Here is a 15,757-nt window from a genome sequence, read left to right as displayed (position 1 = left end):
ACATAACCGGGAGCCGCACAGCCCGACCCCGGAGACCCACGTGCACCAACGGCGGAACGAGGAGCCCAATGTCGGACGCGGACGCCCCCGGCGACTTCAAGCCCTGGTGCTGCTCGGCACCGTGCTGGTCCTGCTCCTCCTCGGCGGAGCCCCCGCCTCCGCCCACGCGGCCCTCCGCAGCACCGACCCCGACGACGGATCCGTCGTCAAGCGTGCCCCCCGCCACCTCACCCTGACCTTCACCGAGTCCGTCGGCCTGCTCGACGACTCCTTCCGGGTCTTCGGCCCGGACCAGCGCCGCGTCCACACCGGCGAGGCGCGGCACGCGGACGGGCAGTCCGACACGGCCCGGGTCGGACTGCCCGGGAAACTCGCCCGGGGCACCTACACGGTGGCCTGGCGGGTGGTGTCCGCCGACAGCCACCCGGTCTCGGGCGCCTTCACCTTCTCCGTCGGCAAACGGTCCGCGACGTCCGCGCAGGTCGACACCGGCCCGGACGAGGACCCGCTGACCGGCGGCCTCCACGACGCCGCCCGCTATCTCGCCTACCTCGCCGCCGCACTGCTCGTCGGCACGGTGGCGTTCGTGCTGCTGTGCCGGCCCGCGGACACGTCCCCGCTGCGCAGACCGCTGTCGGCGGCCTGGTGGACCCTGCTCGGCTCGACGCTCGTCCTGCTGGTGCTGCGCGCCCCGTACGAGACGGCCGCGGGCCCTGCCGCGGCCTTCGACCCCTCCGCCCTCGAACGCACGGTGACCAGCCGCCCGGGTCTGGCCCTGCTCGCCAGGCTGGCCGTCCTCCTGCTGACCGCCGCCTTCCTGCTGCGGCTGTCCCGGCACCGCGACCGCCGGGAGCCCGTGCTGCGGGCGGTGGGCGCGACCCTGGCCGTCGCCCTGGCCCTGACCTGGGCGGCGGCCGAGCACGCCTCCGCCGGGATCCAGGTGCCGCTGGCGATGACCTCGTCCGTGCTGCACCTGGTCGCCACGGGCGTCTGGCTCGGCGGTCTCGTGGCGCTGCTGCTGACCCTGCGCCGGGCCTCCGTCGACGCCCTGACGGACATCGTGCCCCGCTTCTCCCGGATCGCCTTCGCCTCGGTGACCGTCCTGGCCGTCACGGGCCTCTACCAGTCCTGGCGCGGCCTCGGCTCCCTCTCCGCCCTGACCGGCACGTCGTACGGCCGGCTGCTGCTGGCCAAACTGGTCGCGGTGACCGCGCTGTTGCTGGCGGCCGGGTACTCACGCCGCTGGACGGCCCGCCTCGCCGCACCGGCGACCGCCGTCGCCCGGACGGCCGTACCGGAACGGGTCGCGCAGCCGGTCGGCGCGGGAGCGCCGGGGGAGCCCGGCGCATCCGGCGCTCCGGACGAGGCCGGGGAGCCGGAAGCGCCGGAGAAACAGCAGGGGCCGTCGGAGCCGGCCCCCGAGCCCGGCGACGCGGACATCCGGCGTCGTGGTCTGCGCCGCTCCGTCCTCGTCGAAGTCGCCGTCGCCGCCGTGGTGCTGCTGATCACGACACTGCTCACCACCACGCTGCCGGGCCGCGCGCAGGCCGAGGCCGCGCAGCGCTCCCCGGCGGGTGCCCTGCCGCCCACGACCCTCGTCTCGGTGCCCTTCGACACGGGTGGCAGCAGCGGCACCCTGTCCGGCCGCGGCACGGTGCAGGTCACGCTGGACCCGGCCCGGGTCGGCGAGAACGGCGTCCAGGCCGTGGTCTACGGCGCCGACAAGGGTCTGATCGTGGTCCCCGAGGTCCGCATCACCTTCAGCCTCCCTTCCCGGAAGGTCGGCCCGATCGACGCCGGACTCACCGACGTCGGCGGCTACTGGAGCACCAACGCCGTCAATCTGCCCCTCGCCGGGACGTGGACGATGAAGACGACCGTGCGGGTGTCGGAGGTGGACCAGGTGACGGTGGAGAAGCAGGTGCGGATCGTGCCCTAGGCAGCCTCGGTGCCGCCGTCGGCGGATCGCCGTCGAGGAGCCGCGTCATGCACTCGGCGGCGCGGACGGCCGCGTCGCCGCAGCAGTTGTTGAACAGGACGTGGACCTGTCCGGTCCGCTCGGCCAGCCGGCGCACGCGGGGCAGCCACTCGGCGAGTTCGTCCTCGCCGTACCCGTACCGGAACCGGTCCTCCTTGCTGCCGGTCCCCCAGGCGGTGCTGCGGCCGTGGAACCGTACGACGGACAGCCGGGGCGAGGTGACGGGGGTGACGGGCGGTATCGAGGAGGGCAGCGACTGCGTCATGTCGACGGCGACCGCGGCCATGCCGTACCGGGTGAGCAGCGCGCACGTCGCCTCCGCCCGACCCGGCTCCCACCAGGATGGATGCCGGAACTCCACGGCGACGGGCCACCCGCGCGTCCGCTCGGCGCACCCCTGGAGGAAGGCCTCCGCCCGCTCCCCGGGCCGGAACCACGGCGGGAACTGGAACAGCACGCTGCCCAGCCGCCCGGCCCGCCGGAGCGGCTCGATCCCGGCCGTGAACCGGGCCCACACCTCGTCGAGCACGGCGGGGTCGCGGTGATCGGCCGGCAGCCCGGCCGGCATGACCGCCTCCCGGGTGGGATGCCCGGTCAGCAGCGAGAACGCCTTCACGTCGAACACGAACCCGTCCGGTGTCCGCTCGGCCCACAGCCGGCTGTTCCGTTCGCTCGGCAGGGCGTAGTACGAGGCGTCGACCTCGACGACCGGAAACCGCTCGGCGTAGTGCCGTAACCGCCCCTCGGCGTCCCGCCGCCCCGCCGGATACCAGCCGCTGCCGACCAGGGCCCGGTCGGTCCAGGAGCACGTGCCCACCAGGATCTCGCCCATGGGGGACCGGTTACCCGGGCCGGGCGGCGGCAGGCTCACGGCCGGACCGGGGAGCAGGGTGAGGGCCGTCACAATCGGGGTAATCAGGGGATAGGTCACATATCGGATGACTGCCTTCCGAGCATCCGGATCACCGCAGATTCCCCGCCAGAGCGAGATGACCGATCATGGAGCAGCCCGTCACCGTCGGCCGGGCCGGCCACCGGGCCGACCGGTCGCTCGGAGCGGAACCCGAACCCACCCACGCCACCGAAACCCCCGAAGCCCTCGCGGACCTCGTCGGCGAGTCCCTCACCGCCCGCGTCACCCTCGACGAGCAGGGCAGGGTGACCGGCTGGAACACGGGCGCCGAGCGGCTCCTCGGGTACTCGGCCCGCCAGATGACCGGCCGCCCCGCCGCGGGGCTGCTGGCCGAGCCGATCCCCGCCCGGGGCGGCCCGCCCGCGTTCGCCGGACTGCCCCGGTGGAGCGGCGATGTCGCGCTCCGGCACCACGACGGCCGGAAACTGACCGTCCGGGTCCTCGCCCACCACAGGGCGCCCGGTACCGGAGCCCCGGCCTGGCTTCTCCTGTCCGCACTGACCCGCCGGCAGTCCCCGCCCGCCCTCGACGAATCCCTCGTGAGCTGGAGCTTCACCCAGTCCCCGTGCTGCGCCCTGGCGCTCTACGACACCCGGCTCAGGCTCAGGCGGGCCAACGAGGGCATGCAGCAGGCCATGGCGCTCACCGAGGAGGAGATGCTGGGCCTGCGCGTGTCCGAGATCGTCGACGACGAGGCCGGTGCGCGGGCGGAACGCAGCATGGCCCGGGTGCTGCGGACGGGTGAGATGCAGTACGAGGAGAACTATCTGCGCGCCCCGGGCGAGACCCGCGAGCACGCCTGGTCGGTCTTCGAGTCCGCGCTGCGGGACGCCGAGGGCACGATCCAGGGCGTCTGCCTCTCCGCACACGACATGACGGAACAGTTCTGGGCCCGCAAGCGGCTCCAGCTGATCGCCGAGGCCGGCCGGCGCATCGGCGCCACGCTCGACGTGCGGCGCACGGCCGAGGAGCTGACGGACGTGATCGTCCCGGCCCTGGCCGACTTCGTCAGCGTCGATCTGGTCGCCGCGCTGGACGACGTACCCGAACCGCCCGCCCGGGTCCTTCCGGCGGACGGGCCGCTGCTGCTGCGGCGGGTGGCGCTGCGGTCGGTGACCCCGGGGGCCCCGGAGTCGGTCGTGGCGGCCGGCCAGGTGGACGCCTACCCCGAGGGTTCGGCGCCCTACGAGAGCCTGCGCGCCGGACGCGCCACCCTGCACGAGGTGACCGACCCGGCGTTCGCGGCGTGGCTCGCGCACGACGCGGAGCGGGCCGCGAAGATCGGGGCGTTCGGCATCCACTCGGTGATGACCGTGCCGCTCGTCGCCCGCGGCGTCACGCTGGGCGTCGCGTTCCTCCTCCGGTACCGCAACCCCGACCCCTTCCGGCACGACGACCTGGTCCTGGCCCGGGAACTGGCGGCCAGGGCCGCGGTCAGCATCGACAACGCCCGCCGCTACACCCGGGAGCGCACCACGGCCGTCACGCTCCAGCGCAGCCTGCTGCCGCGGCGGCTGCCCCGGCAGGCGGCGGTCGAGGTCGCCTCCCGCTATCTGCCGGCGGGCGGGCACGCCGGCGTCGGCGGGGACTGGTTCGACGTCATCCCCCTGTCCGGGGCGCGGGTGGCCCTGGTCGTCGGCGACGTCGTCGGCCACGGCCTGCACGCCTCCGCGACCATGGGCCGGCTGCGGACGGCCGTACGCACCCTGGCCGACATCGACCTGCCGTGCGACGAGCTCCTCACACACCTCGACGACCTGGTCACCCGGCTCAGCGTGGAGGGGGAGGACGGGGAGAGCGGGGAGACCTCCGGGGACCTGGGCGCGACCTGCCTGTACGCCGTGTACGACCCCGTGTCGCGGCGCTGCTGCTTCGCCGGGGCCGGGCATCCGATGCCGGCCGTGGTGAGCCCCGACGGGACGGTCGAGCTGATCGACCTCCCGCCCGCGCCCCCGCTCGGCATGGGCGGCCTGCCCCACGAGGCCACCGAGGTCGTCCTGCCCGAGGGCAGCCTGCTCGCCCTCTACACCAACGGCCTGATCGAGAACCGGGACCGGGACGTGGACGCCGGCGTCCACCGGCTGCGGGAGGCCCTGGCCCGTCCGGCGCCCTCGCTGGACGCCCTGTGCGACACCGTGCTGGCCGGCCTGCTGCCGCCGCGCCCCGCCGACGACGTGGCCCTGCTCGTCGCCCGCACCCGGGCACTCGACGCGAGCCAGGTCGCCACCTGGGCGGTGCCGGACGACCCGTCCGCGGTCGCCCAGACCCGCAAGGACGTGGTGGCGCAGCTGGAGAGGTGGGGGCTGTCCGACGCGGTCTTCGTCACCGAACTGGTCGTCAGCGAACTCGTCACCAACGCCATCCGGCACGCGCGGCCGCCGATCCAGCTCCGGCTGATCAACGACAACACCCTGATCTGCGAGGTCTCCGACGGCGGCAACACCGCTCCCCACCTGCGGCGTGCCCGCACCTACGACGAGGGCGGGCGCGGCCTGCTCCTCGTGGCCCAGCTGACCGAGCGCTGGGGCACGCGCCAGAGCACCACGGGCAAGACCATCTGGGCCGAACAGACACTGCCTCTCAAGTGAGGATCCACCGGCCATGACCGCACACCCTTCCCACCGGGCCCCCGCGGCGCCCGTGCAGCGGGCCGCCCAGCTGGTGGGCGTCGTCTTCCTCGTGGTCGGCGTGCTGGGCTTCATCCCCGGCGTCACCACCGACTACGGGTCGATGGAGATCGCCTCCCACGAGTCGGGCGCCGAACTGCTGGGCCTGTTCCAGGTCTCGGTCCTGCACAACCTCGTGCACCTGGTCTACGGTCTGCTCGGCCTGGTGCTCGCCGGCACGGCCACCGGGGCGTACTCGTACCTGCTGGTCGGCGGCGCGGTCTATCTGGTGCTGTGGGTCTACGGCCTGTCCGTCGGCCACGACAGCGACGCCAACTTCGTCCCGCTCAACTCGGCGGACGACTGGCTGCACTTCGCCCTGGGCATCCTGATGATCGCCTTGGCTCTGGCCCTCGGCCGCCGCCGGACCCGCCACTCTCGCGCCGACGCGGAGCGGTAGGCATCCCGGACGGGACGGCGTGCAGACCTTCCTCCCCTACCCCGGCTTCCGGGAGTCGGCGCTGGTCCTGGACCGCCGTCGGCTCGGCAAACAGCGGGTCGAGGCCGTGCAGGTGCTGCGCGGCCTGGTCGTACCGGGGTACGGCTGGCGCCACCACCCGGCGGTCCGGATGTGGGCCGGATACCAGGAGGCACTCGTCCGCTACGGCCTGGAGATCTGCCGCGTCTGGCGCGAACAGGGCCACCAGGACAGCTGCGCGGCCACCCTGGTCGCCGACCTCGCGGCGATCCGCCCGCACGCCCAGGTCCGCGACCAGCATGTCCTGGCGGCCGAGGGCGAACTGCCGCCCTGGCTGGGCGACGCCCCCTTCCACCACAGCCACCGCTCGGCCCTCGTCCGCAAGGACCCCGCCACCTATGCGGACCTCTTCCCCGGCGTCCCGGACGACCTGCCGTACGTGTGGCCGGCGTCGGACCGGGCCGCGTAGACCGGCGCCCGCGTAGGCACTACGGCCAACTTCCTTCCATGCCGCCCCCGTTGTCCGATCAGACCGTTCCGTGTTCCACTGGATCTTTTCTGGCACATCGGTCACCGGTCACCCGCTTGCGGGCGGGCAGGCACTCCATGGGGGGTCCGTGTGTGAAGAACTGGGGTTCGAGAAACTCCTCGGCGAGGAGGGCTTCTTCGCGCGGCTGCTGGGGCGGGCGCCGTCGGGAGCCGGCCGGGACCTGCTGTACGGCCCCGACCTGCCCGTCGTCCTGCTCACCGGTGGCCCGGGCATGGGCAAGGGCCGGCTGCTGCGCGCCGTACGGGACCGTTTCGCCGCCAAGGTGCCGGTGATCCACCTGGACTGTGCCTCCCCGGTGTACGAGGACCGCGCCGCCCCGGAGCCCGGCGCCCGCTCGGCCGCGACCGAGGCCCTGGTCGAGGTGGCCCGGCGGCTGTGCACCTGGCAGGGGACCGGCGGCTCGTTCGCCTTCCCGCGGCTCTTCACGGGCCTGGCCATGATCGCGACCGGCGTCGCCGAGGGCACGCCCGAGGCGGTCGCGACGGAGGCCGAACGCTACGAGGACCTGGCCCAGAAGCAACGCCTGCGCGGTCTGGGCGTCGGCGACTTCTGGCGCGGTGTCCTGCGCGGCACCATCCGCAACCTCCTGACCACCCTCGGGCAGGCGCTCGACCCGTACTCGGCGGCCGTGAGCAACGCCCTCCTGGACGCCCTCTTCGAGGGGCTCGCGCCCCGGGGCAGGGCGGAACTGGGGCGGGTCTACGGCGCGTATCCCGGCGCCGCGGGGCAGCCCAGGATCGGGCTGCGCATCCTCGCCGCCGACTTCCGGGCCGGCGGCGAGGCGCGTGAGGTCGCGGAAAGCTTTCTCTTCCGGGCCCTGCGCGAGGACCTGGAGGCGGCCTACGCCGCACCCATCGGCTGGCTGCGCCGGGTCGGCCGCCCGGGCCTGCTGCTGGACCACGCCGAGTCGCCCCTGGGCGAGCAGCTGCTGCGCGGCGTGCTCACGGACCGCCGGGGCGGACAGCGCGACCGCGTGGTCATCGTCGGCACGGCTCGCCGGCCGGACGGCGGTGCCTTCCTGCACGGCGGCCTGCCGCCCGAGGAGGTGACGCCCCCGGCGGAGTACCGACCCGCCGACGGCCCCCCGCCCGCCTGGTCCCGCCGTACGGACCAGAGCGCGGACCGGGCGCCCCTGGCCGACGGCGTGCTCCTGCTGCGGATGCCGCTGCTCACCGGCGACCAGCTCCGCCGGGAGACCGTACGAAGACAGCAGCGCGCCGAACCGGAGGGCGGCACGAACCGCCGCCGTATCGACGCCGCCGTGGCCCGGCTGAGCGGCGGCCGGCCGCACACCGTGATCCGCCTGGCCGAAGCCGCCGCCGCCTTCCGCATGCCGGCGGACGCCAACGACCGGGACATCCTGGACGCCCCGTTACGGCTCCCCGGCGACGGCACCCTCGAACGCCCCGTCGCGGACGTCCTCCTGCGGGAACTGATCCTCGACCAGTTACCGGTACGGCTCCCGACCGAGCACCACGACCACTGGCTCGACCTCCTCACGCACCTGTCGGTGGCACACGACACGGAGTGCGCGGACGTCCTGCTCCGCCACCACCAGCGGGGCCACGTCCATCACCTGACCGCCCATCACGTGGCCCGCCTCCTCACCGACACCGGCTGGCCCGGCTGCGAACGCCACTTCATCGGCGACTTCGGCCTCCGCCAACTGCTGGTGCACCGGCTGTACGGACTACGCCCCGGCGGGGCCGCCTGGTACGCCGACCATCACCTGCTGCGCGACCACTATGCGCGGCGGGCGGTGGGGGAGGCGGGGGGCCGGGGGAGTGGGGCGTCGGATGCGGCGTCGGGCGGCGGGGCCTTGGGCGGCGGGGTGCCGGGCGGAAGACCACCGGGTGACGGGTCGCCGGGTGGTGCAGCACTGGGTGACGGGTCGCCGGGTGTCGGGGTGCTCGGCGGTGCGGCCTCGCGAGGCGAGGCGCCGGACGGCGGGGCGTCGCGTGGCGGGGCGCCGGACGGTGGGGCCTTGCCCGGCGGAGAGCCGGGCGCGGGGGCCGTACACGGTGGGGTGCCGGACGGCGAGGCCTCGCGCCAGGGGTCCCCGGACGGCGGGGTGTTGCACGGTGGGGTGCCGGACGGCGAGGCCTCGCGCCAGGGGGCGCCGGGCGATGGACCGCCGGTCACCGGAGCCTCGCCCGGCGGGGCCTGGGGAAGCGGATCCCCGGGCGACGGTGCCTTCCGCTCGCTCACCGCCCACCGCATGAACCACCACCTGGTCTCGGGCGGCGTGGACGACGTCGTCACCCACCTCGCCGTCACCCTCCCCGGCCGCCCCCGCGAGTGGTGTGCCGAGCTCCTGGAGATCGCCCAGGCGCCGTACCCGGGCGGGGCGGACGCCCGGCGGGAACGCGCCCAGGGCCTGGTGCCCGTGGACGGCCCACCGCTGCGCCGCACCGTCGACCAGCTGCTGCACGCGGTGTGGCTGTGCGAGGAGCGGACCAGGCCGACCGGAAAGGAGACCGCCCGCACACTCGCCAAGCTGCTGGACCTCCTGTCGATCATGGACTTCGAGGGCGCGGGCCTGCTCAGCAGGACGGCGACGGACTGGAGCGGCCTCGCGGAGAACGAACAGCCCCTGTTGCGCTGCACCTGCACCGAACAGCTCCGGAGAAGGAGATAACGGGCATGCCCAGATGGCGGAAGATCCTCTTCTCACTGCTGGGCGCGGCGGCGCTCGCGGCCGGCCTCGTGCTCGTCTACCTGCTCGTCACCAAGCCGGACACCTGCGCGGACGGCGTGGAGCGGATCGACGGCGAGTGCGTCGGCGTCAACGGCGAGGGCTACGACTTCGGCACCCCGGAGATCACCGACGTGGCCCGGGCCATCGCACGCGAGAACAAGAGGATCGAGAAGCAGCCGTACGTCACGGTCGCGATGATGCTGCCGCTGCAGTCGGACCGCGAGGCCCTGCGCCGGCAGATGCGCAGCGACCTCCAGGGCGCGTATCTGGGCCAGCGCCAGGCCAACGCGGGCGAGGGCGAACCCCCGAAGATCCGCCTGGTGCTGGCCAACCCCGGGCAGGACTACGGCCGTCAGTCGAAGGTCGTCGACACCCTGCTGCGGATGGCCGCCTCGCCCGAGGACCGGCTGCGCGCGGTCACCGGCTTCAACCTGAGCCTCGCCGCCACCGAGACGGCCGTCGCCCGGCTGACGGAGAACAGGATCCCGGTGCTGGCCGCCCGGATCAGCGGAGACCGGATCGCCAACGAGGACCGGCCGGACGGGATGGCGAAGCTCCGCTTCCCGGGCCTGGCCCGCATCCTCCCCACCAACGACGACGCGGCCCGGGCCCTGGCCGACTTCAACGGCGAACGCGGCCGCCAGAACGTCAGGACGGTCCTGGTCTACGACAAACGCCCGGACGGCTACAACGAGTCGCTGGCGAAGGCCTTCAGCAGGATCGAGGAGAAGGGCCCGGCCGGCCCCGCCGCGATGTCCTTCGAGTCCCCGTCGATCGACGGGGCGGGCTCGACCGGCAACCAGTTCACGCAGACGGCCAACAACATCTGCGACTCCCGGGCCGACACGATCTACTTCGCGGGCCGCACCCTCCACCTGCGCATCTTCGCCCTGAAGCTCGCCGAGGTGGGCTGCAAGGACCGCCACTACACCATCGTCAGCGGCTCGGACGCGGCCTCGCTGCGGCAGGACATGACGGAGAAGGACTGGGCCAGACTCCGCGGCGACGACGGCAGGCCGAAGGTGACGGTGCAGTACGCGGCCCCCGCCCACCCCGACGCCTGGACGACGGAACTGGCGGCCTGGACGAAGCGGTACCAGGCAACCCACGGCCGCGGGCCGGCCGACCAGGACCTCCCCCAGTACCTGACCGAGCCGAAGGCGGCCCTGGACGCCCTCAGGCAGCAGATCAGCGCGACCGAGAACGAGGGGACGAAGCTGGGCTCCACCCCCGACTTGGAGGACTCCCGGACGATGCTCGTCCACGACGGCCTCATCACCATCGGCAAGGCCCTCCACCAGGCTCAGAAGAACGACCCGGAATCGGTCCCCAGCCGCGAGGACGTGGGCCGCCAGTGGCCCCTCCTCCAGTCCCGCCACCGCGTCCAGGGCACCAGCGGCCTGATCTGCCTGACCACGGGCGGCAACGCCTACGACAAACCGGCCGCGATCGTCGAACTGGACCCGGGACGGAGGGGCCCCGGCGCCCTGAAGTTCGTCGGCCTGGGCTGGCCGACGGGCAAGCCGCAACCGCAGAACTGCGTGATCCCCAGCAGTACTTCATGAACCGTCAGTACTTCATGATCCGTCCGCCTGTCCCGGAAGCAGGGCGTCCAGGGCCCGGTCCAGGACGGTGAGCAGATGCTCCCGCTCCTGCGGGGTGTACAGCATGCGCAGGGCCAGCCCGTCGGACACCGCGATCACGGCATCGGCGAGGACGGCCGCCTCGCCCCCGTACCCGGCGGTCTCCAGCCAGGCGGCCAGCGCCTGACGGACGTCCTGGTCGACCTGCTGCCGGATCGCGGCGAGGCGGGGGTGGTGCGCCGCGTGCACGGCGAAGGCGAGCTGCGTCGTGGCCTCGGCCCGCCGCTCCACGTCCACGGGAAGCGTGGTCAGAACCAGCTCCCGCAGCGCGCGCCGCAACGGCAGCGAGGCGTCCACCCCGGCCATCCGGCGCCCCACCCGCTCGCCGACCAGCTCGGCCGCGAAGGCGAGCATCTCGTCCTTGGTGCGGAAGTACTTCTGCACGGCCCCGGCGGAGCGGCCGGACGCGGCGGCCACGGTGCGCACGCTGACCTCGTCCAGGCCCCGTTCGGAGAGAGATCCGCGCCCAACGGGCCCTCCAGGCGCGCACGACCACCGAACTGGCGGCCGTGACAGCCGACTTGCCCGCACCCGCACCCACCCGCGACGACCGGAACCGCAAAGACCTCCACGACTGGCTGACCGAATGGCGCTACTGGCTGGGTGGAGCAGTGATCCTCTCCGCCCTCTGGGCCGCCCGCTGCGCCCAGCGGGAAGAGCTGAGCCACTACTGGCCGGTCACGCCGCTGGGGGTGTGGGCAGCGGTCCTGATCGCCCTCGCGATCTGGCCACGCGGGTCGGACGGCACCGAGGACTGACCCGGCCGGGGAGCCGACGGGCCGGCTGTCACGGATCCCCGCTGACCACCTCGACGAGTCCCCACTGCCCGCGCACCTTCACCGCGGACAGCAGGATCCGCCAGCCGGTCCGGGCCCGGGCGGCGATCTCGGGGCGGACGGGGACCGGGCCCACCACCGGGCAGTCGTCCTCGTCGTATCCGTCGTCGTCCTTGAACGTGAGGGACCTGTCGGCCACTTCCGCGATCGTCAGGTACTGGCAGTCGACGCGGTCCTTGACAGGGGAGCGGTCGGGCCAGGGCACGAGATCGTCGTCGCCGAACCCGTCGACGAACTCCTTGATGCAGACCCGCTCGTCCACGGTGACGTCGATGTCCGCCAGGCGGTCCCGGGCCACGTCGGCGTCGACGTGGCCGTTGGCGACCAGCCAGTTCAGCAGATCGGTCACCACGCGCTGCGCCGTCCGGAGCTTGTGGGGCGACGCGTGCTGCTTGTGGGGCAGGGTGCTGCTGAAGAAGCCACCTAGTTCGTCGACGATCTCGGCGGGCTCCATCTCCGTGAACGGCGTGTCGCCGTACCAGCCGATACTGAAGCGCAGGGTCGAGATGACCGCATCGGCGGCCTCGAAGGCGTGCATGTCGTCCCACCGCTCGGCCAGGAACCGCTCCACCGCGACGGCCAGCGTGTTCTCCTCGCCCCGTGCTCCCGCCCTGACCGCCTCGCCACGGTGCTGGTGATAGGCCAGTTCGGCGGCCAGATCGCAGGGCCCCTCGTCCGCCCACTCGGCGGGTTCCTCCCATGCGACGTGGTGCCGGGCGAGCAGCGGACGCAGTCTCTCCCACAGGTCCGGCTCGTCGGGCGGGCGGCGCTGGGCGCGCTTCTCGCGCAGGGTCTCGTCGGCCACGCAGATCCGCACCCGCGACGGCCGGGTCAGCGCGGTGAGGCCTTCCACGACGGCCGTCAGCGCCATCCGGTGGGGCGTCACGCCGGTGCCGTTGCCGCTGCCGCTCATCTCGCGCCGGTGGGACCCGTAGGTCAGGACCGCCGCCCACCCGCCGTACCCGTCCTCACATCTCCCGGCCGCGTGCAGCACGACCTCCCCCGAGGCAAGATCCATCCGCCCTCCCGAAGCGCGCCGAGACGACGTGATGATCCCACCGCGATACGCCCGGGGGAAGAAGGCGGACCGGTCGGCGATCCAAGGTTTCCTGAATTCAGGAATCCGTGTACTGTCGCGCTGTGCTGACTGTTGCCCCCGACATCGAAGTGCTGGCCCGGTTCGGCCGCGCGCTCGCCGATCCGATCCGTTGCCGCATCCTGCTCGCGCTGCGCGAGGCCCCGGCCTACCCCGCCGACCTCGCCGACGCCCTCGGCATCTCGCGCACCCGGCTCTCCAACCACCTCGCGTGCCTGCGCGACTGCGGACTGGTCGTCACCGTGCCCGACGGCCGCCGCACCCGCTACGAACTGGCCGACGAGCGTCTCGGTCACGCCCTGGACGACCTGCGTGCGGCCGTGGTGGCCGTCGAGACCGACCGCACCTGTGCCGAGGCCGACGACAAGGGATGCTGCTGATGACGGCGATATCCCTCGCCCCCTCACCGGCCCGCCGGGAGGAACTCGCCCGGCGGATCCGGCTGCTGGTCGCGGCGACGATCATCTACAACGTCATCGAGGCGATCGTCGCCATCACCGCCGGCACCCTCGCCTCCTCCACCGCCCTGATCGGCTTCGGCCTGGACTCGGTCATCGAGGTCTCCTCCGCCGCCGCGGTGGCCTGGCAGTTCTCCGCCCGTGAGCACGCCGTGCGCGAGGCGCGGGAGAAGGTGACCCTGCGGATCATCGCGGTGTCGTTCTTCGCGCTGGCCGCCTACGTCACTGTCGACGCCGTGCGCGCGCTGGCGGGGGCCGGGGCGGGGGAGGCGGAGCGTTCCGTCCCCGGCATCGTGCTCGCCGCCCTCTCCCTCGCCGTCATGCCGTTCCTGTCGGCGGCCCAACGCCGCGCGGGTCGTGAACTCGGCTCGGCCAGCGCGGTCGCCGACTCCCGGCAGACGCTGCTGTGCACATACCTCTCGGCCGTGCTCCTGGCCGGCCTGGTCCTCAACGCCACCCTGGGCTGGTCGTGGGCCGACCCCGTCGCCGCCCTCGTCATCGCGGCCATCGCCGTCAGGGAGGGCCGCGACGCCTGGCAGGGCAGGGGCTGCTGCGCGCCCTCGGCTACGACGTCTGCGGACGCCGTCGCTGACGCGGACGAGGCGTGCGGCTGCCGCCCAGGCTGCGATTGCTGCCACTGACCGTCCGCGGAAGGGAATCGGCGTCGGCCTTGACGACGTACACCTCCCAGGGTTCCCGGCCGGGGCCGTGGACCCAGACCTTGTCCTGGACGGCGTAGCAACAGGTCGTGTCGTTCTCCACGTCGGTGCTCAGGCCCGCCTCGCCCAGGCGGGCGGTGGCGGCCTGCACCGCCTCGGTCGTCCCGACCTCGACGCCGAGGTGGTCCATGCGGGTCCTCTCGCCTGCGGTGCCTTCGATGAGAACGAGCTTCAGCGGGGGCTCGGCGATGGCGAAGTTGGCGTAGCCGTCGCGGAGTTTGGCCGGCTCCGTACCGAAGAGCTTCGTGTAGAAGGCCACGGACTCGGCGAGGTCGGGGACACGGAGGGCGAGCTGGACACGGGACGTCATGGCGAACCTCCTGGAGTGGGTGGGGAGTCAGCAGCCGCCGGAGGCGGTGGCCGGGGCGCCGGTGCCGATCTGCAAGGTGGCCGGGGCGGCGCAGCAGCCTCCGCCCTCCGCGGCGGCCGTGTCGGGCTCGTCGAACAGGCCGGCCCCGCCGCACACACCCGTCTCCGGCAGCGTCAGCTCGACCCGCTCGGCGGCCTCACGGTCCCCGGCGAGCGCGGCGGTGACGGAGCGGACCTGCTCGTAGCCGGTCATCGCGAGGAACGTGGGGGCGCGGCCGTAGGACTTCATGCCGACCAGGTAGACGCCCTGCTCCGGGTGGGAGAGCTCGTTCACGCCGTGGGGGTGGACGGTGCCGCAGGAGTGGACGTTGGGGTCGATGAGCGGGGCCAGGGCGACGGGCGCCTGGAGGCGGTCGTCCAGGCCCAGCCGCAGCTCGGAGAGGAAGGACAGGTCCGGGCGCAGACCGGTCAGGACGATCACCTCGTCGACCGGGTCCAGGCGGCGCCCGTCCTCGGCGACCAGGACCAGCCGGTCACCGTCCCGCTCGACGGCCTGCGTACGGAACCCGGTGACCGCGCTCGCGTGGCCCTCCTCCACCGCGGCCTGGGCGCGCAGGCCGAGGGCGCCACGAGCGGGCAGCTGGTCGGCCTCGCCGCCGCCGAACGTGGAGCCGGTGATACCGCGGCGCAGGACCCAGACCGCGTGCGTGCCCGGCTCCTCCCGGGCCAGGTCGGCGAGGGCGGCGAGCGCGGTGAAGGCGGAGGCGCCGGAGCCGACCACGGCCGTGTGCCTGCCCGCGTACCGGGCGCGGACGACCGGGTCGCCCAGGTCGGGGACGCGGTGGGAGACGTGGCCGGCGGCGGCCTTCTCGCCGAGGGCGGGCAGCCCGTCGGCACCCAGCGGGCCGGGGCTGGACCACGTGCCCGAGGCGTCGACGACCGCGCGGGCGCTGATCCGTTCCTCGCGGCCGTCGGCCGACAGGATGTGCACGGCGAAGGGCTGCGCGTCGCGGCCGGAGTCGACGACGCGGTCACGTCCGGCGCGGGCGACACCGGTGACGGCGGCGCCGTAGCGGACCCTGTCGCCGAGGACGTCGGCGAGCGGCTGGAGGTACTGCTCCGCCCAGTCGCCGCCGGTGGGGTACGCGGAGCCGTCGGGGCGGGTCCAGCCGGTCGGGGCAAGGAGCTTCTCCGCGGCCGGGTCGATCACCTCCGACCAGGTCGAGAACAGCCGCACGTGCGCCCACTCGCGTACGGCCGTGCCGGCCGACGGCCCGGCTTCCAGGACCAGCGGTTCGAGGCCACGCTCGACGAGCCGGGCCGCGGCGGCCAGACCGACCGGCCCGGCTCCGATGACCACGACGGGCAGCTGACCAGTGGACACGCTGTTGATCGACAAGGACACGGGGTTCCCCTTTGATTCGACATCCGTCGATGACTTGTGCTGCCAGCGTCCCACCTGCTTCGACAGCC

Annotated in this window: 14 protein-coding genes; 9 read left to right on the top strand and 5 right to left on the bottom strand. The window is 73.7% G+C overall.

Annotated features, from left to right (window positions below; genetic code table 11):
• Positions 1-106: 106 nt before the first annotated feature.
• Entirely contained in the window at positions 107-1,939 is a 1,833-nt protein-coding gene (locus QF034_RS19400; protein ID WP_307179921.1) for a copper resistance CopC/CopD family protein, read from the top strand.
• Here QF034_RS19400 and QF034_RS19395 read toward each other — a convergent pair.
• Positions 1,839-2,810: a DUF72 domain-containing protein gene (locus tag QF034_RS19395; RefSeq protein WP_307176159.1), complete on the bottom strand. Its 972-nt coding sequence runs from the start codon at positions 2,808-2,810 to the stop codon at positions 1,839-1,841. The two genes, QF034_RS19400 and QF034_RS19395, sit on opposite strands and share 101 nt — an antisense overlap.
• A gap of 167 nt (positions 2,811-2,977) precedes the next feature.
• Here QF034_RS19395 and QF034_RS19390 point away from each other — a divergent pair, with 167 nt between their 5' ends.
• The 5 genes from QF034_RS19390 to QF034_RS19370 all read left to right on the top strand — a co-directional run bounded on the left by QF034_RS19390 (position 2,978) and on the right by QF034_RS19370 (position 10,788).
• Complete coding sequence (locus QF034_RS19390) at positions 2,978-5,479, top strand: SpoIIE family protein phosphatase (RefSeq protein WP_307176158.1); 2,502 nt, start codon at positions 2,978-2,980, stop codon at positions 5,477-5,479.
• A 13-nt stretch (positions 5,480-5,492) separates the two neighbouring features.
• A complete protein-coding gene (locus QF034_RS19385) occupies positions 5,493-5,957 on the top strand; it encodes a DUF4383 domain-containing protein (protein ID WP_307176156.1) in 465 nt (154 codons plus the stop codon).
• Between the two features lie 19 nt (positions 5,958-5,976).
• On the top strand, positions 5,977-6,444 hold the full coding sequence (locus QF034_RS19380) for an MSMEG_6728 family protein (RefSeq protein WP_307176155.1): 468 nt from the start codon (positions 5,977-5,979) through the stop codon (positions 6,442-6,444).
• Positions 6,445-6,592: 148 nt separating this feature from the next.
• Positions 6,593-9,163, top strand: coding sequence for an amino acid adenylation domain-containing protein (locus QF034_RS19375; protein WP_307176154.1), 2,571 nt, complete (start codon positions 6,593-6,595; stop codon positions 9,161-9,163).
• 5 nt (positions 9,164-9,168) lie between these two features.
• Positions 9,169-10,788: an ABC transporter substrate-binding protein gene (locus QF034_RS19370; protein ID WP_307176153.1), complete on the top strand. Its 1,620-nt coding sequence runs from the start codon at positions 9,169-9,171 to the stop codon at positions 10,786-10,788.
• A 12-nt stretch (positions 10,789-10,800) separates the two neighbouring features.
• Here QF034_RS19370 and QF034_RS19365 read toward each other — a convergent pair whose 3' ends face one another.
• Positions 10,801-11,292, bottom strand: coding sequence for a TetR/AcrR family transcriptional regulator (locus QF034_RS19365; RefSeq protein ID WP_307176152.1), 492 nt, complete (start codon positions 11,290-11,292; stop codon positions 10,801-10,803).
• Between the two features lie 83 nt (positions 11,293-11,375).
• On the opposite strand from QF034_RS19365, the gene QF034_RS19360 reads away from it, so the two are divergent.
• Positions 11,376-11,624: a hypothetical protein gene (locus QF034_RS19360; protein WP_307176151.1), complete on the top strand. Its 249-nt coding sequence runs from the start codon at positions 11,376-11,378 to the stop codon at positions 11,622-11,624.
• A gap of 28 nt (positions 11,625-11,652) precedes the next feature.
• Here the strand turns inward: QF034_RS19360 and QF034_RS19355 are convergent, their stop codons facing one another.
• Complete coding sequence (locus tag QF034_RS19355; RefSeq protein ID WP_307176150.1) at positions 11,653-12,720, bottom strand: ribonuclease H family protein; 1,068 nt, start codon at positions 12,718-12,720, stop codon at positions 11,653-11,655.
• Between the two features lie 122 nt (positions 12,721-12,842).
• Between QF034_RS19355 and QF034_RS19350 the strand changes: the two genes are divergently transcribed.
• Complete coding sequence (locus QF034_RS19350) at positions 12,843-13,178, top strand: ArsR/SmtB family transcription factor (RefSeq protein WP_059420636.1); 336 nt, start codon at positions 12,843-12,845, stop codon at positions 13,176-13,178.
• The gene (locus QF034_RS19345; protein WP_442480575.1) at positions 13,178-13,897 is read left to right on the top strand and encodes a cation efflux transmembrane domain-containing protein; all 720 of its coding nucleotides are present in this window, start codon (positions 13,178-13,180) and stop codon (positions 13,895-13,897) included. Before QF034_RS19350 ends, QF034_RS19345 begins: the two co-directional genes overlap by 1 nt.
• On the opposite strand, the gene QF034_RS19340 is transcribed toward QF034_RS19345, so the two are convergent.
• Together QF034_RS19340 and QF034_RS19335 are read right to left on the bottom strand one after the other, a co-directional pair.
• On the bottom strand, positions 13,821-14,285 hold the full coding sequence (locus tag QF034_RS19340; protein WP_307176148.1) for an ArsI/CadI family heavy metal resistance metalloenzyme: 465 nt from the start codon (positions 14,283-14,285) through the stop codon (positions 13,821-13,823). The two genes, QF034_RS19345 and QF034_RS19340, sit on opposite strands and share 77 nt — an antisense overlap.
• A 27-nt stretch (positions 14,286-14,312) precedes the next feature.
• A complete protein-coding gene (locus tag QF034_RS19335; protein WP_370880818.1) occupies positions 14,313-15,668 on the bottom strand; it encodes an NAD(P)-binding domain-containing protein in 1,356 nt (451 codons plus the stop codon).
• Positions 15,669-15,757: the final 89 nt, after the last annotated feature.

This window comes from Streptomyces africanus (assembly GCF_030816955.1).
Lineage (GTDB): Bacteria > Actinomycetota > Actinomycetes > Streptomycetales > Streptomycetaceae > Streptomyces > Streptomyces africanus.
This window is presented reverse-complemented; position numbering and strand designations above follow the sequence as displayed.

Bases quoted from the DNA above. Each gene is read 5' to 3' on its own strand.
- QF034_RS19395 (WP_307176159.1), bottom strand. From the start codon at position 2,810: ATGGGCGAGATCCTGGTGGGCACGTGCTCCTGGACCGACCGGGCCCTG.
- QF034_RS19390 (WP_307176158.1), top strand. From the start codon at position 2,978: ATGGAGCAGCCCGTCACCGTCGGCCGGGCCGGCCACCGGGCCGACCGG.
- QF034_RS19385 (WP_307176156.1), top strand. From the start codon at position 5,493: ATGACCGCACACCCTTCCCACCGGGCCCCCGCGGCGCCCGTGCAGCGG.
- QF034_RS19370 (WP_307176153.1), top strand. From the start codon at position 9,169: ATGCCCAGATGGCGGAAGATCCTCTTCTCACTGCTGGGCGCGGCGGCG.
- QF034_RS19355 (WP_307176150.1), bottom strand. From the start codon at position 12,720: ATGGATCTTGCCTCGGGGGAGGTCGTGCTGCACGCGGCCGGGAGATGT.
- QF034_RS19345 (WP_442480575.1), top strand. From the start codon at position 13,178: ATGACGGCGATATCCCTCGCCCCCTCACCGGCCCGCCGGGAGGAACTC.
- QF034_RS19340 (WP_307176148.1), bottom strand. From the start codon at position 14,285: ATGACGTCCCGTGTCCAGCTCGCCCTCCGTGTCCCCGACCTCGCCGAG.